This is a genomic window from Serratia sp. AS12 (assembly GCF_000214195.1).
Taxonomy (GTDB): domain Bacteria; phylum Pseudomonadota; class Gammaproteobacteria; order Enterobacterales; family Enterobacteriaceae; genus Serratia; species Serratia plymuthica.
In genome coordinates this window covers 4,052,473-4,072,940 of sequence record NC_015566.1, presented here as the reverse complement: position 1 = coordinate 4,072,940, position 20,468 = coordinate 4,052,473, and the positions used below count along the sequence as shown (strand labels likewise).

Annotated in this window: 21 protein-coding genes; 12 read left to right on the top strand and 9 right to left on the bottom strand. The window is 54.2% G+C overall.

What is annotated here, in order from left to right; all coding sequences use genetic code 11:
* The first annotated feature begins 84 nt into the window (after window positions 1-84).
* The gene (locus SERAS12_RS19010; RefSeq protein ID WP_006318145.1) at window positions 85-1,041 is read left to right on the top strand and encodes an AEC family transporter; all 957 of its coding nucleotides are present in this window, start codon (window positions 85-87) and stop codon (window positions 1,039-1,041) included.
* A gap of 13 nt (window positions 1,042-1,054) precedes the next feature.
* A complete protein-coding gene (locus tag SERAS12_RS19005) occupies window positions 1,055-1,276 on the top strand; it encodes a zinc ribbon domain-containing protein (RefSeq protein ID WP_013814140.1) in 222 nt (73 codons plus the stop codon).
* A gap of 4 nt (window positions 1,277-1,280) precedes the next feature.
* Here the strand turns inward: SERAS12_RS19005 and SERAS12_RS19000 are convergent, their stop codons facing one another.
* The 3 genes from SERAS12_RS19000 to SERAS12_RS18990 are packed head-to-tail and all read right to left on the bottom strand — an operon-like array spanning window position 1,281 to window position 3,788.
* Complete coding sequence (locus tag SERAS12_RS19000) at window positions 1,281-1,622, bottom strand: protealysin inhibitor emfourin (protein WP_013814139.1); 342 nt, start codon at window positions 1,620-1,622, stop codon at window positions 1,281-1,283.
* Window positions 1,622-2,647 carry a M4 family metallopeptidase gene (locus tag SERAS12_RS18995; RefSeq protein ID WP_013814138.1) on the bottom strand — a complete coding sequence of 342 codons (1,026 nt, stop codon included), beginning with the start codon at window positions 2,645-2,647 and terminating at the stop codon, window positions 1,622-1,624. Before SERAS12_RS18995 ends, SERAS12_RS19000 begins: the two co-directional genes overlap by 1 nt.
* A 58-nt stretch (window positions 2,648-2,705) precedes the next feature.
* Window positions 2,706-3,788, bottom strand: coding sequence for a LacI family DNA-binding transcriptional regulator (locus tag SERAS12_RS18990; protein ID WP_013814137.1), 1,083 nt, complete (start codon window positions 3,786-3,788; stop codon window positions 2,706-2,708).
* Window positions 3,789-4,153: 365 nt separating this feature from the next.
* Between SERAS12_RS18990 and SERAS12_RS18985 the strand changes: the two genes are divergently transcribed.
* On the top strand, window positions 4,154-5,461 hold the full coding sequence (locus SERAS12_RS18985; RefSeq protein ID WP_013814136.1) for an MFS transporter: 1,308 nt from the start codon (window positions 4,154-4,156) through the stop codon (window positions 5,459-5,461).
* 11 nt (window positions 5,462-5,472) lie between these two features.
* The gene (locus SERAS12_RS18980) at window positions 5,473-7,839 is read left to right on the top strand and encodes a glycoside hydrolase family 31 protein (protein WP_013814135.1); all 2,367 of its coding nucleotides are present in this window, start codon (window positions 5,473-5,475) and stop codon (window positions 7,837-7,839) included.
* A 114-nt stretch (window positions 7,840-7,953) separates the two neighbouring features.
* On the opposite strand, the gene xseA is transcribed toward SERAS12_RS18980, so the two are convergent.
* Window positions 7,954-9,345 (bottom strand): exodeoxyribonuclease VII large subunit, encoded by a 1,392-nt coding sequence (gene xseA, locus SERAS12_RS18975; protein ID WP_013814134.1) that lies wholly within the window; start codon window positions 9,343-9,345, stop codon window positions 7,954-7,956.
* Window positions 9,346-9,515: 170 nt separating this feature from the next.
* On the opposite strand from xseA, the gene guaB reads away from it, so the two are divergent.
* The 3 genes from guaB to SERAS12_RS18960 all read left to right on the top strand — a co-directional run bounded on the left by guaB (window position 9,516) and on the right by SERAS12_RS18960 (window position 13,705).
* Entirely contained in the window at window positions 9,516-10,979 is a 1,464-nt protein-coding gene (gene guaB, locus SERAS12_RS18970; protein WP_004952045.1) for an IMP dehydrogenase, read from the top strand.
* 103 nt (window positions 10,980-11,082) lie between these two features.
* Window positions 11,083-12,660, top strand: coding sequence for a glutamine-hydrolyzing GMP synthase (gene guaA, locus SERAS12_RS18965; protein WP_006318108.1), 1,578 nt, complete (start codon window positions 11,083-11,085; stop codon window positions 12,658-12,660).
* A 370-nt stretch (window positions 12,661-13,030) separates the two neighbouring features.
* Window positions 13,031-13,705, top strand: a complete 675-nt coding sequence (locus SERAS12_RS18960) for a hypothetical protein (protein WP_013814133.1) — start codon at window positions 13,031-13,033, stop codon at window positions 13,703-13,705.
* Between the two features lie 269 nt (window positions 13,706-13,974).
* Here SERAS12_RS18960 and SERAS12_RS18955 read toward each other — a convergent pair whose 3' ends face one another.
* Window positions 13,975-14,436 carry a hypothetical protein gene (locus SERAS12_RS18955; protein ID WP_239440955.1) on the bottom strand — a complete coding sequence of 154 codons (462 nt, stop codon included), beginning with the start codon at window positions 14,434-14,436 and terminating at the stop codon, window positions 13,975-13,977.
* 222 nt (window positions 14,437-14,658) lie between these two features.
* Complete coding sequence (locus tag SERAS12_RS18950; RefSeq protein WP_013814131.1) at window positions 14,659-14,874, bottom strand: hypothetical protein; 216 nt, start codon at window positions 14,872-14,874, stop codon at window positions 14,659-14,661.
* Between the two features lie 492 nt (window positions 14,875-15,366).
* Here SERAS12_RS18950 and SERAS12_RS18945 point away from each other — a divergent pair, with 492 nt between their 5' ends.
* Both SERAS12_RS18945 and SERAS12_RS18940 read left to right on the top strand, forming a co-directional pair.
* Window positions 15,367-15,960 carry a sugar transferase gene (locus tag SERAS12_RS18945; RefSeq protein ID WP_013814130.1) on the top strand — a complete coding sequence of 198 codons (594 nt, stop codon included), beginning with the start codon at window positions 15,367-15,369 and terminating at the stop codon, window positions 15,958-15,960.
* A 2-nt stretch (window positions 15,961-15,962) separates the two neighbouring features.
* Complete coding sequence (locus tag SERAS12_RS18940; RefSeq protein ID WP_013814129.1) at window positions 15,963-16,667, top strand: PIG-L deacetylase family protein; 705 nt, start codon at window positions 15,963-15,965, stop codon at window positions 16,665-16,667.
* A 690-nt stretch (window positions 16,668-17,357) separates the two neighbouring features.
* Here the strand turns inward: SERAS12_RS18940 and SERAS12_RS18935 are convergent.
* On the bottom strand, window positions 17,358-17,801 hold the full coding sequence (locus SERAS12_RS18935; protein WP_013814128.1) for an Lrp/AsnC family transcriptional regulator: 444 nt from the start codon (window positions 17,799-17,801) through the stop codon (window positions 17,358-17,360).
* Between the two features lie 55 nt (window positions 17,802-17,856).
* Here SERAS12_RS18935 and SERAS12_RS25795 point away from each other — a divergent pair, with 55 nt between their 5' ends.
* From SERAS12_RS25795 to SERAS12_RS18930, 3 genes are all read left to right on the top strand, one after another.
* The gene (locus SERAS12_RS25795; protein ID WP_311196256.1) at window positions 17,857-18,288 is read left to right on the top strand and encodes an alpha/beta hydrolase; all 432 of its coding nucleotides are present in this window, start codon (window positions 17,857-17,859) and stop codon (window positions 18,286-18,288) included.
* On the top strand, window positions 18,219-18,476 hold the full coding sequence (locus SERAS12_RS26660; RefSeq protein ID WP_239440953.1) for an alpha/beta hydrolase: 258 nt from the start codon (window positions 18,219-18,221) through the stop codon (window positions 18,474-18,476). Before SERAS12_RS25795 ends, SERAS12_RS26660 begins: the two co-directional genes overlap by 70 nt.
* 75 nt (window positions 18,477-18,551) lie before the next feature.
* A complete protein-coding gene (locus SERAS12_RS18930) occupies window positions 18,552-18,803 on the top strand; it encodes a DUF1737 domain-containing protein (RefSeq protein ID WP_239440952.1) in 252 nt (83 codons plus the stop codon).
* A gap of 242 nt (window positions 18,804-19,045) precedes the next feature.
* Here SERAS12_RS18930 and SERAS12_RS18925 read toward each other — a convergent pair whose 3' ends face one another.
* On the bottom strand, window positions 19,046-19,522 hold the full coding sequence (locus SERAS12_RS18925; protein ID WP_013814127.1) for a GNAT family N-acetyltransferase: 477 nt from the start codon (window positions 19,520-19,522) through the stop codon (window positions 19,046-19,048).
* Between the two features lie 454 nt (window positions 19,523-19,976).
* Window positions 19,977-20,351 (bottom strand): helix-turn-helix domain-containing protein, encoded by a 375-nt coding sequence (locus SERAS12_RS18920; RefSeq protein ID WP_013814126.1) that lies wholly within the window; start codon window positions 20,349-20,351, stop codon window positions 19,977-19,979.
* Window positions 20,352-20,468: the final 117 nt, after the last annotated feature.

The following is a 20,468-nucleotide window of genomic DNA, read 5'->3' as shown; positions in this document are numbered from 1 at the left end:
CGCGGTAGCTATACCGCGCTCTTTTTTATTGCCCCGAAGTCGTTCTATTATCTGCATATTGTCGCCGCCAGTTGAAGGAACACCATGTCTTGGGAAACCTGGAGTTTTGCGTTCAGCGTCACCGTACCTAATCTGTTAATGATGTTGCTGGGCATACTGTTGCGCCACTGGCGGCTGATGGACGATCGTTTTATTGATGGCGCCACGCGGTTGGTGTTCAATCTGGCGCTGCCTTGCCTGTTGTTCTTCAGTATTGCCACCAATCATCCGCAACTGTTGGGCAACCTGCCGTTGGTTCTTTACGGCGCGATCGGCACCATCGCCACTTTCCTGCTGCTGGAGGTGGCGGCGGTCTGGCTGGTTAAGGAGCCGCGTGAACGGGGCGTGTTCGTGCAGGGCGGGTTCCGCGCCAATACCGCCATTGTCGGGCTGGCGTACGCCATGACGGCCTATGGCGACGAAGGGGTGGCGCTGGGTTCGCTGTACCTGACGGTCACGGTGATCCTGTTTAACGTGCTGTCGGTGATTACCCTGACGCGCAGCCTGCAGGGCGGGCATGGCAAGAAGATCGGCCGTTTGTCGCTGCTGCGCAGTATTGTCACCAATCCGCTGATTATCGGCCTGGTGTGCGGGCTGCTGTTCGCGCAAACCGGCCTGGCAATCCCGCAGGTGATCCGGCAGACCGGCAGTTATATCTCCGGGCTGTCGCTGCCGCTGGCGCTGCTGTGCACCGGCGCAAGCCTGGATCTGCGCGCCATGTTCCGTTCGTCCAACGTTGCTGCGCTGTCTTCTTCGGCCAAGCTGTTTCTGGTACCTGTACTGATGACGCTAGGCGGCTGGCTGTGGGGCTTTCACGGTGCGGCGCTGGGGATTATCTTCCTGTTTTCCGCCACGCCGACCGCCTCGGGCAGCTATGTCATGACGCGTGCCATGGGCGGCAACGCCACGCTGGCGGCGAATATTATTGCCATCACCACCGTCGGTTCGTTTTTTACCACCGCGCTGGGGATCTACTTTTTGCGCTCGTGGGGCGTGATCTAATTCAGGAGTCAGTATGGAAGCGCACTGTCCGCAATGCGATCAAACGATGGAGTGGGTGAATGGTCACTACCATTGCGCCGCCTGCAAACGCGATTATCGGCAGTTGGCCCATTGCCCGGACTGCGGGCAGCCATTGCAGGAGCTGAAGGCCTGCGGCGCGGTGGATTATCTGTGTCAGAACGGCCACGGGCTGGTATCCAAAAAGCGCGTGCTATTTAATTATCAGCCGTTGTAAGCCTTCACTCATCCACCTGACCGGTTTTCCACAAGTCCACCAGCGCCTGCGGTGCGCTGGTTTCCGGGATCAGTAAGACGATTTCACTGCACAGATTCTGGCTGTAATAGCTGATTTGAACGCGGAAGTAGCGTTGGTCGCCACAGCCGGGGGAACCCGGTTTTCCCTCTTCTTGCGCGTAGGGCAGCGTTTGATTCAACAACTGGTTCAGGCGTTGTCGTTGCTCCGGCGTAATATCGGCCAGCGCAATGCGCCGCTGGCCCGCCAGTTTGGGAATAAAGGCGAAGCCGCCTTCACGCGCCAGCTCAATGACCGTGTCCTGATTGAGCGACGGCAAGGGTTTCATTATTCCACCCCCACCTGATGCCAGGCTTGCTGCACTTTGTCCGCCACGGTGCGATCAAAACGTTGCTGCGCATGTTTCACCGTGGTGCGGGCAAAGGTGGCGAAGTCGGCATCCTGCGGCAGCGCTTTGTCGCACAATGTGTCATACCAGACGTAACCGGCTTTCTCCCAGGCGAAGCCGCCGAGTGCGGTGGCCGCCAGATAGAAGGCACGGTTGGGGATACCGGAGTTGAGGTGCACGCCGCCGTTGTCCTCTTTGGTCTGAATGTAATCCTTCATGTCGGCCGGTTGCGGATCTTTACCCAGCAACGGATCGTCGTAGGCGGTGCCGGGCGCAGACATCGAGCGCAGGCCCTTGCCGTTAATGCCCTTGGCCAGCAGGCCCGCCCCAATCAACCAGTCGGCCTTATCGGCGGTTTGCCTAAAGTGGAACTGCTTGACCAATGAACCGAACACGTCAGACATAGACTCATTCAGCGCACCGGCCTGTTGGAAGTAAATCAGCCCGGCTTCGCTTTCGGTTACGCCGTGCGCCAGTTCATGGCCGACGACATCGATAGCGAGGGTAAAACGGTTGAAGATCTCGCCGTCACCGTCGCCGAATACCATCTGCTGGCCATTCCAGAAGGCATTCTGATACTCATGGCCATAGTGGACGCTGCCGGTCAGCGGCAGCCCTTTGTTGTCCAGCGAGTTGCGCTCAAACGCCTGCCAGAAGAAATCGTAGGTTACGCCGAGATAGTCATAGGCTTCGTCCACCGCCACGTCATGGTTGCTGGCCTGGCCCTCGTTGCGCACTTGTTTGCCGGGAAGCTGAGTGCCGTTTTGAGCGTCGTAGATATCGCGGATGACTTTGCCGCCGCTGGCGGTTTTCGTGCCGGGTGCGTGCAGTGGCTTGTTGCCGAGCAGGCTTTGGACGTGGTTCAGGGTGTGCAATGCGCAGTCGCGCTGCGGTACGCTGCCGTGTTCAATAATCCTGCGAAGCATATAAGGGGGGATGACTGAACGTGCGGTCAGGGTCGGCATGGTGGCTCTCCTTAGGCAAAAAATTACCCTCAATAAATATTCCATCACTAAGTGTAGTTCAGACATCGTAAAGACGATGATCGTGGGTGCTGACCGCCGGGCTGGTCTTGTGCGGGCTGATGCGCTTGACCGAGGCGCGTACCGCCAGTTTCCCGTGCAGCAGCAGGTTGCACGGCGGCGCATCGGCGCGCAGCATCCGGCGCTGCAACAGTTGGATCGCCTCATGGCCTAGCTCGTCTCGTGGCACATGTACCGAGGTGAGCGGCACATCATGAATTTCCGCCAGGTTAAAACCGTCGGTGCTCATGACCGAGATATCCGCCGGCACGTTCAGCCCCAGTTTGTTCAATGCCTTGACCGCGCCGACCGCCATATAGTCGCCCCCGGCGAGAATAGCCGTCGGCAGTTGCGAACGCTGGCCGACCTGATTGATAAAGGTGGTCAGCGCCTGCTCGGCTTCTTCGCTGCCAAAGCCGGAGGTGGTGACCAGATGGCGGCCTTCGTCAAAGGCGATGTTGTGCTGCGCATAGGCCTGCTTGATGCCCGCCAGCCGCAGCTCCATGGTGTGTCGGCGCAGGCATTGCAGATTCAGAATATGGCTGTGGCCCTGTTGGATCAGATAATTGGCGGAGAACTCGCCGATCAGCTGATGGTCGGGGGAGACGCTGTCCAGCCGCATCTGACGATCGGTGCAGTTGATCAGTACGCAGGGCTTGTGCAGATCGGCGGCCAACTGGTGAATGTGTTCGTCGTCGATGCCGATAATCAGCACCGCCTCGGTCTGCGGATCGCTCATTTTTTCCAGGAACAGCGCGCCGTCGCTGTGCTGTTCTTCAAGCCCGCAATAGCGGATGCGTACCTCATGCTCCGCCAGCGCGGCGGTGATCCCCTGGATCACCTTGTGATAAAAGATGTCGGTGCGCACGTCGAAGGCGCGCTGCGGGGCAAACACCATGACGTTGTTCAGCATCAGCCGGCCGTTGGACAGGCCTTGCAAGATGCCGTTCTGCTGGGCGCAGGCCAATACTTTGTGGCGCGCCTCGGCGCTGGTGTTGGACTTGCCCGCGAGTACGCGTGAAACGGTGCTGATCGACAGCCCTGTTTGGCGGGCGATTTCCTGTATTTTCAGCTTTCCGTTCATTCTGTGATCTCCTTCAAATTTGCCGGTGAAAATATTTTCACCGCGTTTTTTCAGCGTACTGTCTGGCTTGGGTCGCCATTATGGCGAGCTTTTAGGCTACCTATGAAAATTTTTGCAAAAAACCACGTTTCGCTCACGCTCCCGGCTGGCTAGTCTGCATTGGTACACCAATTTTATAGACTTATCAGTCCAATTTACCGACTGAATTATAAATAAAATGAAAATAAATCATGTGGTTGTGAGTGGTGTGTGCGATTTTTCGTGATCGCCATCGCAAGTTTTCGCAACCCATACCTTCGATACCAAAACGTGCCCTACCAAAAAGCGAGCTGTTTCACCGGGCAGCCGCCGTGGAGAGAAGACAGATGAGTGTTGAAATTAATCAGACGGTCGCGCACAGCGGCCGCCGCAAGTTTAAATCGCTGCGTTGGTGGATGCTGGCGCTGTTTCTGCTCGGCGTTACGGTCAACTACATTACCCGTAACTCGCTGGGTATCCTGGCGCCGGAGCTGAAAACCAGCCTGAACATGACCACCGAGCAATATTCCTGGGTGGTGGCGTCATTCCAGCTGGCCTATACGGTATTTCAGCCGATCTGCGGCTGGCTGATCGATGTTATCGGCCTGAAGATGGGCTTTTTGATCTGCGCCAGCATCTGGGCGGTGGTGTGCATGTTGCATGCCGGAGCAGGCACCTGGGTGCAGTTGGCTATTCTGCGCTTCTTTATGGGCGGGGCGGAAGCGGCGGCCACGCCGGGCAACGCCAAGGCGATCTCCGACTGGTTCCCGAAAAAGGAACGGCCGATTGCCGCCGGCTGGGCGGGCGTAGGTTTTTCTATCGGCGCCATGCTGGCCCCGCCAATCATCGTCATCGCCCATATCTCTTTTGGCTGGCAGGGTGCCTTCTTGTTCTCCGGCGCGCTGGGGTTGATCTGGGTGGTGCTGTGGTGGCTGTTCTATCACGAGCCGTTAAAGCACCCGAACCTGAGCCAAAAAGAGCTGGATCTGATCCGCGAAGATAACGAGCCGCTCTTGCCGAGGCTGCCGTTTTTAAAATCATTGGCCATCTTGTGTAAAAACAAAAAGTTCTACGGCATCGCCATCCCGGCTTTTCTCGCCGAACCGGCCTGGGCGGTGTTCAGCTTCTGGGTGCCGCTGTACCTGGCCACCGAACGCGGCATGGATTTAAAGCACATCGCCATGTTTGCCTGGCTGCCGTTTTTGGCGGCGGATATCGGCAGCGTCGCCAGCGGTTATCTCACCACCCTGTACCGTAAATGGTTCGGCTGCAGCCGCGTCAACTCGGTGGTCGCCAGCTCGGTCACCGGCGCCTTCATGATGGTTTCGCTGGCGTTTGTCGCGGTGACCAAAGATCCCTATGTGGCGATCGCGTTGATCTCGATCGGCGGTTTCGGCCATCAGGTGATCTCCTGCATGCTCAGCGCGCTGGTGGTGGAGTCGTTCGATAAAAACCAGATGGCGACGGTCAACGGCATGCGCGGCTCCAGTGCCTGGATCGCCAGCTTCCTGTTTACGCTGCTGATCGGCGCAGTTTCCGACACCGTCGGCTTCAACCCGCTGTTTATCGCCATGGGCTTCTTCGATCTGATCGGCGCCGTGTTCCTGATTGCCTTGATCGCCGAACGCGGCGGTAAAAAAACACTGAATAGTTAAGTTGGATACCTATGAAAACGTTAAAAAAATGGACGCTGGCAGGCGAATATGCCGATCGCATTGAGCTGTTGGTCGACGAGCGTCACCTGTTCTGCCTGTACGTGCTGGAAGACAACCTGTTCCGCGTGCTGATCAAACGCAACGGCGAGCTGGCGCTGGACCGCACCTGGAGTATTGCGCCGCAGGCTGACGTGCCCTGGGAAGGGCGCGATCGCCTGAGCGTCGCCGGTTTTAGCCTGTCGGGTTATCAACTGCAACAGCATGAGGATCGGCTGGTGGTGACCAGCGCCGCGCTGCGCGTTACCCTGCATCAGCCGCTGTGGCTGGAGTGGGAGCACCGCAATGCCGCCGGTGAATGGCGGCCGCTGGCGGCCGACCGGCCAACCAGCGCCTACCTGCTCAATCCGCAGGGTGACGGCGTGGCGCACTACCAGCGCCGCTTTGCCGGCGAGCGCTATTATGGCCTGGGCGAGAAGGCCGGCGATCTGGAGCGCAGCGGCCGCCGCTTCGAAATGCGCAATCTGGATGCGATGGGCTACAACGCCGCCAGCACCGATCCGCTGTACAAGCATGTGCCCTTTACCATAACCCGCGGTGCAGAGGCCAGTTTCGGGCTGTTTTACGACAACCTGAGCAGCTGTTGGCTGGATTTGGGCAACGAGATCGACAACTACCATCTGGCCTACCGCCGTTATCAGGCCGAGGCGGGGGATCTCGATTATTACCTGTTCCTGGGGCCGCAGGTGCTGGATGTGACCAAAGCCTTTGTGCGCCTTACCGGCAAGACCCACTTCGGGCCGAAATGGAGCCTCGGGTACAGCGGTTCTACCATGCATTACACCGACGCGCCGGACGCCCAGCAGCAGTTGCAGCAGTTCATCGCATTGTGCAAGCAGCACGATATTCCCTGCGATTCGTTCCAGTTGTCTTCGGGTTACACCTCGATCGGCAACAAGCGCTACGTGTTCAACTGGAATTACGACAAGGTGCCGCAGCCGAAGCTACTGAGCCAGGCGTTCCACGCCGCCGGGCTGAAGCTGGCGGCCAACATCAAACCCTGCCTGTTGCAGGATCATCCGCAGTACCGGCAGGCGGCGGAGCAGGGGCTGTTCATCCGCGATTCAGAAAGCGACCAGCCGGAGCGTTCCAGCTTTTGGGACGACGAAGGTTCGCACCTCGATTTCACCAATCCGGCGACGGTGCGTTGGTGGCAGCAGGGCGTCACTCAGCAACTGCTCGAGATGGGCATAGATTCAACCTGGAACGACAACAACGAATACGAAGTGTGGGACTCGGAAGCGCGCTGCCAGGGTTTTGGCCGGCCGATCGCCATCAAACATATCCGCCCGGTGATGCCGTTGCTGATGATGCGCGCTTCGATGGAAGCCCAGCAGCGCTTTGCGCCCGATCTGCGGCCGTACCTGATCTCCCGTTCCGGCTGTGCCGGCATGCAGCGCTACGTGCAGACCTGGAGCGGCGACAACCGCACCAACTGGCAAACCCTGCGCTACAACATCCGCATGGGATTGGGCATGAGCCTGTCCGGATTGTATAACCTGGGGCACGACGTCGGCGGTTTTTCCGGCGACAAACCGGACGCCGAACTGCTGGTGCGCTGGGTGCAAAACGGCGTGATGCACCCGCGTTTCACCATTCACTCCTGGAACGACGACGCGACGGTTAACGAGCCGTGGATGTATCCGGCCGCCACGCCGGCCGTCCGCGAGGCGATCAACCTGCGCTATCGCCTGATGCCCTATTTCTACACCTTGCTGTGGCAGGCCAGCGCCGACGACGAGCCGATGCTGCGCCCGACCTTCCTCGATCACGAGCATGATGAACGTACGCTGAACGAGACCGACGATTTTATGATTGGCCGCGATTTGCTGGTGGCCAGCGTGGTGGAGCAGGGGCAGCGTGCGCGTTCGGTCTATCTGCCGGATAACGGCGAAGGCTGGTACTGCTTCCACAGCGGCCAGTGGTTCAGCGGTGGCCAGACGGTGGTGCTGGATGCGCCGCTGGAGCGTTTGCCGCTGTTGGTGCGCGCCGGGGCGGCGTTGCCGCTGTCATCTCGCTTGGCGCACGTCGACGTTGCCGCCGACGATCGGCGCGAGTTGCAACTGTACCCGTTTAAAGGCTGTGGCAGCGCTTCTGGGCTGTTGTTCGAAGACGACGGGGAAAGTTATGGCTGGCAGCAGGGCAACGCGCTGTGGCTGCGCTGGGAGATGCACAGCGATAATCGGCGCGTCATGCTGAACGTCACCACCGAAGGGCAGTTCAAACCGGCATGGCGAACGCTGATGGTCAGCCTGCCTGCCGGAGAAACGCGGGAACTGTGGATCAACGGTGAGCCGGGCGAGAGTTTTACGCTGAAGTAACGTTATATACCCTAAATAATTGGAGTTGCATCAAGGCGGCCAGAACGTTCATCCCGATGAGCTTACTCAGGTAAGTGATTCGGGTGAGCGGGTGCAGCCAACACAGATGCAACTTCAAGTATGACGGGTAGATTCAGTCGCGCGTTTTTTTCGCGGCTTCTTGGCGACGGTGATAGTTTTCACTTCGCTTTCCACCCAGCCATCCTGCAGGCGGGTTTTCAGCAGTTCGCCAACCTGCGCCTGTTTGGTGGTTTTCAGCACTTCGCCGCGCGGGGTTTGCGTCACGCTGTAGCCGCGCGCCAGCGTCGCCAACGGGCTGACCGCTTCGAGCTGGCTGCAGGCCACGCCGAAACGCTGGCGGTAAGCATTGAGTTGGCGCTCCAGCGCCTGCTGCAAACGGTATTCCTGTTGCTGCACGCGTTGCTGATAACGGTGAATGCGCGCCTGCGGCTGTACCTGCGCCAAACGTTGTTGCACCCGATCGCTGCGGCGTGAAGACAGGCGCAGCTGGTTTTGCATGCCGTCTTCCAACCGGCGTTGCAGCTTGAACAACAGCGTCTGCTGGCGCGCCAGGCGCAGGTGCGGATGCTGTTGCTGCAAACGGTGGTTGATGCGGGTGAACTGCTGTTGACGCTGGGCCAGATAGTAATCCATCGCCATTTCCATCCGCTGCTGCTGGGATTGCAACTGACGCAACAGCTCCAACTGATTGCGGCTGACCAGTTCGGCGGCGGCGGAAGGGGTTGGCGCACGCAGATCGGCGACAAAGTCGGCAATGGTGACGTCGGTTTCATGGCCGACGGCGCTGACGATCGGAATGCGGCTGGCGAATATCGCCCGCGCTACGCGTTCGTCGTTAAAACTCCACAGGTCTTCCAGCGAGCCGCCGCCACGGCCGACGATCAGCACGTCGCATTCGTCGCGGCGGTTGGCCGTTTCGATGGCGCGCACGATCTGCAATGGCGCTTCTGCGCCCTGCACCGAGGTCGGGTAGATAACGATGGGCAGAGAAGGATCGCGCCGTTGCAGCACTTGCAGCACATCGTGCAGCGCTGCGCCGCTGGCGGAGGTGATCACCCCGACGCGTTTGGCCGGGCTGGGCAGCGGTTGTTTGAACTGTTGGTCGAACAGGCCTTCGGCGCTCAGGCGCTGTTTCAGTTGATCGAATTGCTGTTGCAGCAGGCCGTCGCCGGCGGGTTGCATGCTTTCGGCAATCAGCTGATAGTCGCCGCGCGGCTCGTACAGCGTGATGCTGGCGCGAACCAACACTTGCTGGCCGTTTTGCGGGCGGAAGGTGGTGCGGCGGTTGCTGTTGCGGAACATCGCACAACGCACCTGCGCGCGGTCGTCTTTCAGCGTGAAATACCAGTGGCCGGAAGCCGGTTGAGAGAAGTTGGAGATCTCGGCGGAGAGCCAAATCTGGCCCATTTCCATTTCCAGCAGCTGTCGAACCGTCTGATTCAGGCGGCTTACGGTAAAAATAGACGGCGAGACAGGTAGCGACATGTGACCCAGATCAAATTCCAAAACAACCACTTAATTGGTCGATACTACAGGGCTGAAAAAGGTAATCAAGAGTTTTTGTGAGAAAGTGCTGGAGGCAACCGATTACGCTCTGTATAATGCCGCGGCAATATTTTATCTTTTTCACAGCCCACTCTGGTGAGATATTGCCCATGCTACGTATCGCGAAAGAAGCACTAACATTTGACGACGTTCTCCTGGTTCCAGCTCACTCTACGGTTCTGCCTAATACCGCTGAGCTCGGCACCCAATTGACCAAAACCATCCGCCTGAATATCCCTATGCTGTCCGCAGCCATGGATACCGTAACCGAAGCTGGCCTGGCCATTGCGCTGGCGCAAGAAGGCGGCCTGGGCTTCATTCACAAAAACATGTCTATCGAGCGTCAGGCTGAAGAAGTCCGCCGCGTGAAAAAACATGAAAGCGGCGTAGTTACCGACCCGCAAGCCGTGACCCCCTCCACCACGCTGAAAGAAGTGAAAGAACTGACCGCGCGTAACGGCTTTGCCGGCTACCCGGTAGTGACCGAAGAGAACGAACTGGTCGGTATCATCACCGGCCGTGACGTGCGCTTCGTGACCGATCTGAACCAGCCTGTTACCGCCGTGATGACGCCGAAAGAGCGCCTGGTCACGGTGAAAGAGGGTGAAGCGCGTGAAGTCGTGCTGCAAAGAATGCACGAAAAACGCGTTGAGAAAGCGCTGGTGGTGGACGACAACTTCCATCTGCTGGGCATGATCACCGTAAAAGACTTCCAGAAGGCGGAGCGCAAGCCAAACGCCTGTAAGGACGAACATGGCCGCCTGCGCGTTGGCGCAGCGGTTGGCGCCGGTGCCGGCAACGAAGAGCGCGTTGACGCGCTGGTCGCTGCAGGCGTTGACGTACTCCTGATCGACTCCTCTCACGGCCATTCCGAAGGCGTATTGCAGCGCATCCGCGAAACCCGCGCTAAATACCCGGATCTGCAGATCGTTGGCGGCAACGTCGCTACGGCCTCCGGCGCCAAAGCGCTGGCTGACGCCGGCGTGAGCGCGGTGAAAGTGGGTATCGGCCCTGGCTCCATCTGTACCACTCGCATCGTGACCGGCGTGGGCGTACCGCAGATCACCGCTATCGCCGACGCGGTTGAAGCGCTGGAAGGCACCGGCATCCCGGTTATCGCCGACGGCGGCATCCGCTTCTCCGGTGACATCGCCAAAGCCATCGCGGCCGGCGCATCCTGCGTGATGGTCGGCTCCATGCTGGCGGGCACCGAAGAATCACCGGGCGAAATCGAGCTGTACCAGGGCCGTTCGTTCAAATCCTACCGCGGTATGGGCTCGCTGGGCGCCATGTCCAAAGGCTCTTCCGACCGTTACTTCCAAACCGATAACGCCGCCGACAAACTGGTGCCGGAAGGTATCGAAGGCCGCGTGGCTTACAAAGGCATGCTGAAAGCGATCGTGCACCAGCAAATGGGCGGTCTGCGCTCTTGCATGGGCCTGACCGGCTGCGCCACCATCGACGATCTGCGCACCAAGGCTGAATTTGTGCGCATCAGCGGCGCCGGCATTCAGGAAAGCCACGTGCATGACGTGACCATCACCAAAGAGTCACCGAACTACCGCATGGGTTAATGCTTGACCCTCTCCTGCGGGAGAGGCCGGGGCGGGGGGCTTGGCTCCTCGCCCCGAAACCTTATTTTTCGCTCTTTTTCTCTGTTGCTGGAATTCGCCTCACATGACAAATAATATCCATAAGCATCGCATCCTTATTCTGGATTTTGGTTCGCAATACACTCAACTGGTAGCACGCCGCGTGCGCGAAATCGGCGTTTACTGCGAGCTGTGGGCCTGGGACGTTAGCGAAGAGCAAATCCGCGAATTCAATCCAAGCGGCATCATCCTTTCCGGCGGCCCGGAGAGCACCACCGAACATAACAGCCCGCGTGCGCCAGAATACGTGTTCACCGCCGGTGTGCCGGTACTGGGCGTATGCTACGGCATGCAGACCATGGCGATGCAGCTGGGCGGCCATGTGCAGGGTTCCAACGAGCGTGAGTTCGGCTATGCGCAGGTGGAAGTGACCACCGACAGCGCGCTGGTTCGCGGCATCGAAGACGCGCTCAGCGCTGCCGGCAAACCGCTGCTGGACGTGTGGATGAGCCACGGCGACAAAGTGACCGCCATCCCTTCCGACTTCGTGACCGTCGCCAGCACCGATACCTGCCCGTTCGCCATTATGGCCAACGAAGAAAAACGCTTCTACGGCGTGCAGTTCCACCCGGAAGTGACCCACACCCGTCAGGGCCAGCGCATGCTGGAGCGTTTCGTGCTGGATATCTGCCAGTGTGAAGCCCTGTGGACGCCTGCGACCATCATCGAAGATGCGGTTGAGCGTATCCGCGAGCAAGTGGGTGAAGATCACGTGATCCTCGGCCTGTCCGGCGGCGTGGATTCTTCCGTTACCGCCATGCTGCTGCACCGCGCCATCGGCAAACGCCTGACCTGCGTGTTTGTCGACAACGGCCTGCTGCGCCTGAACGAAGCCGACCAGGTGCTGGATATGTTCGGCGACCATTTTGGCCTGAACATCGTGCACGTTGCGGCGGAAGAGCGCTTCCTGAGCGCACTGGCCGGCGTTGACGAGCCGGAAGCCAAGCGCAAGATCATCGGCCGCGTATTCGTTGAAGTGTTCGACGAAGAAGCCTGCAAGCAAGACGAAGTGAAATGGCTGGCGCAAGGCACCATCTATCCGGACGTGATTGAATCCGCCGCTTCCGCCACCGGCAAAGCGCACGTGATCAAGTCGCACCACAACGTGGGCGGCCTGCCGAAAGAGATGAAGCTGGGCCTGGTCGAGCCGCTGAAAGAGCTGTTCAAAGACGAAGTGCGCAAAATCGGCCTGGAGTTGGGCCTGCCGTACGACATGCTGTACCGCCACCCGTTCCCGGGGCCAGGTCTGGGCGTGCGCGTGCTGGGCGAAGTGAAGAAAGAGTACTGCGACCTGCTGCGCCGTGCCGACGCCATCTTCATCGAAGAACTGCATAAAGCCGATCTGTACAACAAGGTCAGCCAGGCGTTCACCGTATTCCTGCCGGTGCGTTCGGTCGGCGTGATGGGTGACGGCCGTAAATACGACTGGGTTGTTTCACTGCGCGCAGTGGAAACCATCGACTTTATGACCGCGCATTGGGCGCACCTGCCGTACGATTTCCTCGGCCGCGTCTCCAACCGCATCATCAACGAAGTGGACGGCATTTCCCGCGTAGTTTATGACATCAGCGGCAAGCCACCGGCTACCATTGAGTGGGAATGATTGGGTTGCCGGCTTAAGCTGGCGCTGACAGGCAATAAACATAACTAAACCCGCGTAATTGCGGGTTTTTTTGTTTTTGTGATTGGTAATGATTGGCAAGTTTTGGCACCGCTTGTCGCGATAGAGGAAAATTTTAGCTGCTAAAATCTCTGTGAGTATTTGCCTTTGATTGTGTTGCCTTATATTTGAACTGACATTCTCGTTGGCCTGTGAAAAGTTGGGTTTTGATGTCAGCTATGTGCCAAAAGCGGGCATTGTTAACATTATCTAATACACAATAAAAAATGTCAGTCTATATGATATCATCTATTGTTTTTTAAATTCCCCGCCTGTCTCAGTTATTAGTATTAGATAAGGAATCAAAAAAATTATGAGAGCATACAAATTTAGGTCGGCTTCTCAAATAGCATTTACCCTAGATATAATTTTTAATCGTAGGCTTTTTTGCTCTGACTGGAAAATGTTGAATGATCCAATGGAAGGGATGTTTGTTTTCTCTCATCAAACATCTGATGGTTACGACTATAAAAAGGAAATTCAGCAGATAATAGAAGAAAAGAAACGACTTAAGGTTTGCTCTCTTTCAGCTACATATGAGTCTCATTTACTTTGGGCTCACTATGCTGGGGGGTTTGATGGTTGCGCTATCGAAATTGAAATCCCAGACAATCATCACAGCATTAAACAAATCGAATATAGAGGTGTATTTGCGAATTTATCAATGCCCAATGTTTATAGTCCTGATGAACTTGCTAACCAAGTTTTATCCTCTAAATATCGAGAATGGGATTACGAACAGGAAGTTAGGGTTTTGCAAACGAATGAATGGTTTTACTTAGATAAACCAGTTCGACGAGTAATAGCAGGGCATAGAATGCCTTCAGCATTATTTGAAGCCATGAATATAATATGCAACTCGATGGGGATTGAATTTTGCCGTACTGGAATTGGTGATGAGGGGATTGATGCCGATTATGTTGAGCCCTCAAAAATTCTAACGCCAAATAACCATCTTGACTGGAATGTACTAAAAAAGGACCGATGAATTAGGAATTTATCTGGTTAGCAGAGTGTAAGGCTCAAGATTCCCACGCTCAATAACCAATTGATTATGAAAAATTTTTATCCACAATTGCTCGAGATTAAACTATGAGCAATTGTGATGTAAATGTATGGAGCAGGTTTTTATAACTTATTCCTAAGTATTAACTGTGTGGAGCGAGCCATAATTCTAAATATAAATGGCATACCCTCTGTTAGCTCATCGAGTGTTGGTGTTCTCCTGCTTGCTTCCAAAAGAATTGAACGCAGAAACTAAACTTCAGGATCACATGCGATTTCTTCATCCAATGCCTTAAGTTTGCCTTTTATTTCTTTTATCTCTGACAAACTATGGTTGAGGGTTTCACTTCCCTTTATTTCTGAAAGTATACGTCTTTCATGGTAGTTAAGTTGCTCACGGAAAAACAATGCCATACTGGCTTTCTTTACTAAAAGTTCCATTTCCTTTCTTTTTTTCTCAAGATCTAATATTTCTTCTTGAGTTGAGTTTTTATTCGTTTTTAGAGATTTTAACTCACTGATGGTCTTAGTTATGGACTCTAATGAAGTGGCCTCAAGTTGTTCTAAATCTGACTGTGTAATAGCAGGCTTCGACAATGAATAGATGCAAACAATAGTCATTACAAAACCAACAATAGCCATCCCATTTAAATAAATTGGCAGTTCTAATTTATTTAAATACGCAAACAAACCACCTATAATGAAATAAACCATGCTTAACAAAACTAATACAGTACAAAACCGCCTCATTCTAATCTCGTTAAATTTTTTTAATTTATATGGTTAACCTACTAAAACTTTGTTCCCAGCATTTCGAGCAAGAACTTTTCGTTCCTCACTTGAGCAAACTACTGCAGCGACACAATATCTTAACTTAATAAACTTAACTAGCAAGCTACTCATAACGTCCGCTTTTCGCTCAAAGCGGACCTGTAATTACCACGTATAGCTTTTTATGCAGAGCTTAAAAATAACAAGGCTGCGTACGCAACATGTAACACCAGCTTTGCCAATGGCCTGATCCTGACATGTTTCCCGCTGCTCACGCAAATTCATCCCGAGCTGCTGCTCAGTGTGCTTGTTTATGTCGATGACGACGTTCTGGTGATGTGATTTTTTTTGACCGACTCCGGACAGCATCGCGGCCTTCATCAATTATCCCTGCCGCTTTTTCAGGCCAACCCTTCGGGATCGCGAATTATCTTCGGACATGTTTTTTCTACCATGCGGCGCCAGCCTGAAAATTTTCCTGATGTCGTCTCATTTTTTCAGGGAATAATTGCTCCCGCATGCGTTCGGAAAAGTTGGGTAAAGAAAGATAAGCGGAGCAGCTTTTACAGATTTCGGCGAGAAATTCAGTTCTCAGGCATATACGGCGCTCACCCCGGCTGATGTGAAAGTCTCCGAGCCTGCTGTTAAACAGATGATTTTTACAGCTCCCGCCACAAAATATCGCTTAAGGAAACTCTGATATTTTTTTTGGGGTGTGTTTGTAAGTTAATGAATTAGATGACTAATTTAATTTATCAAAGTTGCAGGAGACGCAGATCTCTTTACATATGTTAAATATAATTTCAATCTGTGTCCTTAAATTTCAATATGTTTTCATCTTTTGATGAAATCGCTGTCATTAAAGAGGTCCGTATGACGGGGAAAAAAAGACTTTTCGACATCATGGTCGCCAGCATTTGCCTGTTGCTTCTTATGCCGGTGATGCTGATAACCGGACTCATTTTGTTCCTGACCGGAATGAACCCCTTGTTTCGCCATCCCAGAATGGGACAGAACGGAAAGACATTTCACTGCATCAAATTTACGTCCATGCTGCCGATGGAGAAGGTTTCTGAATCCGAACAGCAACGTATCCGCCATGAGCTGCAGCTGTATAGCGTGGTAAAAAATGACCCGCGCATAACCCGTTTTGGCGCATTTATCCGTAAAACCAGCATTGATGAGCTGCCCCAGTTTATTAATGTTCTCACGGGTGACATGTCCGTTATCGGCCCCCGGCCTATCGCTGCCTATGAAAAAGACAAGTATGGCCGCAGCTATCGCCACTACTGCTCCGTAAAGCCGGGCATAACAGGCTTGTGGCAGGTATCAGGGCGTGACGATCTACCTTATCAGCGCCGTATCGCCATTGATCGTTATTACAGCCTTCGCCGTCAGGCATGCATGGATATGTACATCTTTCTGAAGACCTTTGGCGTTGTTGCGGGCATGAAGGGAGTTAACTGAGCATGGACAAGCTTTTTTCATGTCGGCGCTGGCTCATCATCAGCCCCCATGCCGATGATGCAGAGTTGGGACTCGGCGGCAGCATTGCCCGGGCAACCGAGTCCGGCATCGAAGTTCATATTGCCGTAGTGGTGCTGAAAGGCGAAACCCACCTGCGCGGTCAACAATACGTTTCTGCCTCGCAGCGGCATCAGGAGCTTGTCGCCGCTATGGAAACCGCCGGGACACAGTACTCCGTACTGAATTTTGTCAGGGAAGGGGAGAGCTTTGACCTTGCCTCATCCAGCCAGTCTGTGTGTATAAGCCAGCTGGATAAGCTGATAGATGACATACAGCCCGAGTTGATAATGATACCGGTTCCATCTTTTCATCAGGAGCACCAGTGGGTTTATAACTGCTGCGTGGCCGCCACCCGTCCGACAAAGCCTGGGAACCCGCTGCGCCTGATAGCCGCCTATGAATATCCACCGGCAGGCTGGGGAAGTTCCTCGTCATGGGACAACTCGCGCGGTGCGATTTACATTAACATCAGCCATCATCTGCCAGCAAAAATTGCCATGTTAGAACAGCACCGATCGCAGATGTCTGCGGCGGACAATGCCCTGATATCGGTTGACGGGGTGAAAAGGCTGGCCTCGTTTCGCGGCCTTGAGGCCGGTTACGATTATGCAGAGATGATTTATCTAATGCGTGGCCGTATCGATTAATGATCTATCTAACAGTAAAGCTGTGGTGTGATTACTGCTTAAGTGCTGGCTGACAATACTGAACCCCTCCGCCGTTGCATGGCCTGAGCGCTGGTGCCAGAGCAGTAAGGGCATGCGGGGCATCAGTGCTCTTACTTATCCTCAGGCGAAAGCAAAGGTTATCTCGAGCAGGTCTGGCTTATGTTTCAGCTAGGCCATTATTTTCCCGTAGGGTTGCACTGCCCCATGCATACGCTGCAGGCTCTCCTGCGCCACTTTAGCGGTGCCGTAAACCACGTCTGATCATCAAATACGATACGGGGTACTTGTGCAGGCCGATTTCCCAGGCGTGGATTTCCTGGCGATAGGCACCTGCAACTTACAGCCAGTCGGGTGTCTGAATGGTCCGCTGCAGACAATCGGGTCCGTCAAGCCAGACAACTTCAGTATTGGCAGTGAGGTTCCGGGGAGGGCACTAAGGATCGGTGAAAGGGACGGTGCCTGCCATTATCTCAACCGGAATCAGCCGCGAAAAAACAGGAGTGGCCTGATGCGCACTGCAAATCTCCGTCAAGGGTATTAGTGTGCCAGCGCGCGCTCAGGGGTACAGCAGTAAACGCTATTTCGGATTTTGAACATTTATGGGCAGTCCGCTCTGTGCCAGTAGCGGACGTTGCTTATATCCTGCCATGTCGATCACATGTGAGCCGGTCACCTCGGGAGTACAGGCACCTGTTTACGCACTGCATTAGACAGAACTAACGATGTGGTCACTGAACCATGAACCGCCAAGGCATCGACGATGGCTTCCAGATCATTCGGTTTAGAAAAAACACAACGCACGATGAAGCAGTCCTCTCCTGTGATCCTGTCAGCTTCTATCACCTCAGGGATATCGTTAAACAACGCCAGATAGTGTTTGATGTATTGGTGGGTTGTGCGTACTCGCAAGATCGCCTGTAATCCCAATCCTATCTCTCGCAAATTGACGCGTGCGCCGTATCCTTCAATGATGCCTGCACTTTCGAGTTTTTTGACTCGTTCGCTCATGGCTGGCTGCGAAAGGCCAATGCATTTGCCCAGAGAGGCCAGACTCTGACGTGCATTCGTTTGAAGTGCTTCCAAAATTTGCCGGTCTTTGTTGTCAAGCTCCATGCTAATCCTTTGCTCAAAATGTAGATGAATCATCGGTTAATCGGGCTGTATTTCGATGACTTGCCATTCAGGAACGATGTGTCATTCGTCTACATTATGTGAACACCTCTTTGGGAATCAAGACATGACATCTCCAATATTGCTTCTTCCGGGAATCGGCAACTCAGGCTCAGGACACTGGCAAACGTTATGGACACAAACTGACGCGTCAATGACCCTCATTTCGGGACAAGACTGGGATCACCCGGTCTGCGAAGAGTGGGTCGAAAATTTAGAAACTGCCGTCAGAAAGACCGGGCCAGACGTCATTTTGGTCGCCCATAGTCTTGGCTGCCTGCAGGTGGCGAACTGGGCACAATATAGCCGCACGGTTGTGAGAGGCCTTTGCTGGTTGCGGTACCCGATCCCACACGCAATGTGTTTCCAGAAGAGCCTAAGGGGTTTAGTGTTCCCCTTAGTGAAAAGTGTTTCGCATTTCCGAGCATGATGATTGCCAGTTCCAATGACCCTTATGCCGATATCCATTACAGCCAGCGCTGTGCAGATGCCTGGGGCAGTAGTCTGGTCAATATCGGTGAGCGAGGGCATATCAATGCAGCCAGCGGACTCGGTGACTGGCCTCAGGGACGAACATGGTTAAAAGAGCTTATTGCCATGTCCATGAGCGTATCCTGATATAAATAAATCCACTGTGATCTGATTAGTAGGAGCGTATGGTTTAATTGCTTCCAGAAGATAAGAATTGCGAAAATGACAAAAACACTCGCGGAGATAGGCTTACTTATGATGATAAATCCGGAAATAGAAAATGATGGCCTGCATTTACCGCCTGATGGACTCCCTCGATATCGCATTCTGACAGGCAAGGATGACGCTAAATTTTGTCATCGTGTTTCAGAAGCGCTGTCGCTGGGTTATCAACTCTATGGTTCCCCAGCCGCGACGTTTAATGGTCAGGATGTTATTGTCGCACAAGCCATCATATGGGCAGAGGCACAGTAGAGTCCGATTTCAATACCTTGAGCTTCATAGCAGTAGTGTCGGCTGGCAGGGTGCCTCAGTATCGCTTCTGACCTTAACCCCCGTTTATTAATATGTCGTAATGTCAGTAATGGCTTAACAAGTTGTGAGAACAATTGCGAACTTCCGCTTTCGCTCATAGCTGCCCTTGAGCTTTCAGTGGATGGATTAGGTTCAGCAACATATCTTAAAATGATTCAAGGAATCCTTGTGTCCGGGCAGTTTTAGTAACCGCTACAATTTTTTCTCATAAAGACGGTCGTTCCACCTTTGAATGGTTCATGTCTATCGATTTCATATCCTAGCGCCGCATATAGTGCAATGTTCGCCTCGAACGCCTTGTTCGTCTGCAAACGAATTTCCCCAAGCTCCGCTTGAGCTGCTTTACTTTCAACATGTGCCAGCAATGTACGGCCGATTCCTATTCCTTGCCGGTGGGGATGTACCGCAACATTTTCGATCCAAATATGATCAGCCTGGGGCCATATTTCGATGAGACCAACTACTTCTCCTTCGACAATGGCGAGGTCAATGTCATGATCACGGATGGCTTTATTAAAATCGGCAGTCATCGGAGTCGGTTCACGACCAATAACTGAAATCCATTTGGAATATGCCGCACGCACTATCTCACGAACCAATTCCGCATCATTTTCTTCCGCGCGGCGGAACCAAACGGCGATGTCAGGCGATTTGCTCATATAAACTCCTTAAAGCTCGGCTGCCACTAGCTCGGCTGCCACCAGTTCGACGTTGTAACTGCCAGATTACTGACACTGGATAGAATAAGCAAAGTGTACAGTTGGAGGAAAAAAGAGGTAAGAAAGCATGCTAGCGGCCTAGCTGTTAGGATTGACTCGATAGTTGAGATCTCGCCGTTAGAATCAAATTCAACACGTCGGTAATGTCCGCACCTCGCCCATAGCAGCCCAAGAACACCGTTACTGGCACTACAGCTACATTGATTTCAGAACAGGCTCACCGCGCTGCTGGGCCAATGGCGAAAACGGCAAGCTTTCTGGGATGAAACGGGCACTGATTTCCTCCTGAAAACTCTCCTGCATGTTTTTTTCACCGATGTACAGGATAAACCCCATCCCCAAATACGATTCTTGCCTGCAATGGAGCGCATGTATGCCTTATCAGTAGCCAGCCTCAATTTTCAATCTGGTTGTTCTGCTCATCATACCTGCGCTGGCAGTCCTGAATTGCCTCCATATTTCCCAGCGTCCAATTGAACAGTATCGAGAATGGCCCCTGCAAAGATTCGCCAAGCGGCGTCAGTGAATACTCGACGCCAAGCACCCGCCCATCCAACACCTTGCGTTTCACCATGCCGTTGCGTTCCAGCTTGCGCAGCGTCTGGGTCAGCACGCGTTGAGTGACGCCATCCAGGCGGCGCTTGATGGCGTTAAAGCGATGCGGCTCACGCAGCACCTCCAGCACCATCATTGACCATTTGTCGGCGATCTGGTCGAGAACGATGCGGCTCGGGCAGTCTGCGCGGTATATCGGGTCAGTCTTGTCCATAGGTATTCTCCAGCATCCCTGGGATGCTTAAGGTGCGTAATTGACGCCAGGTATGCAAAGTATACCATTCGACGAACGGCGCGAAAATCCAGCACCGCTATCCCCAGGCAAAAAGGA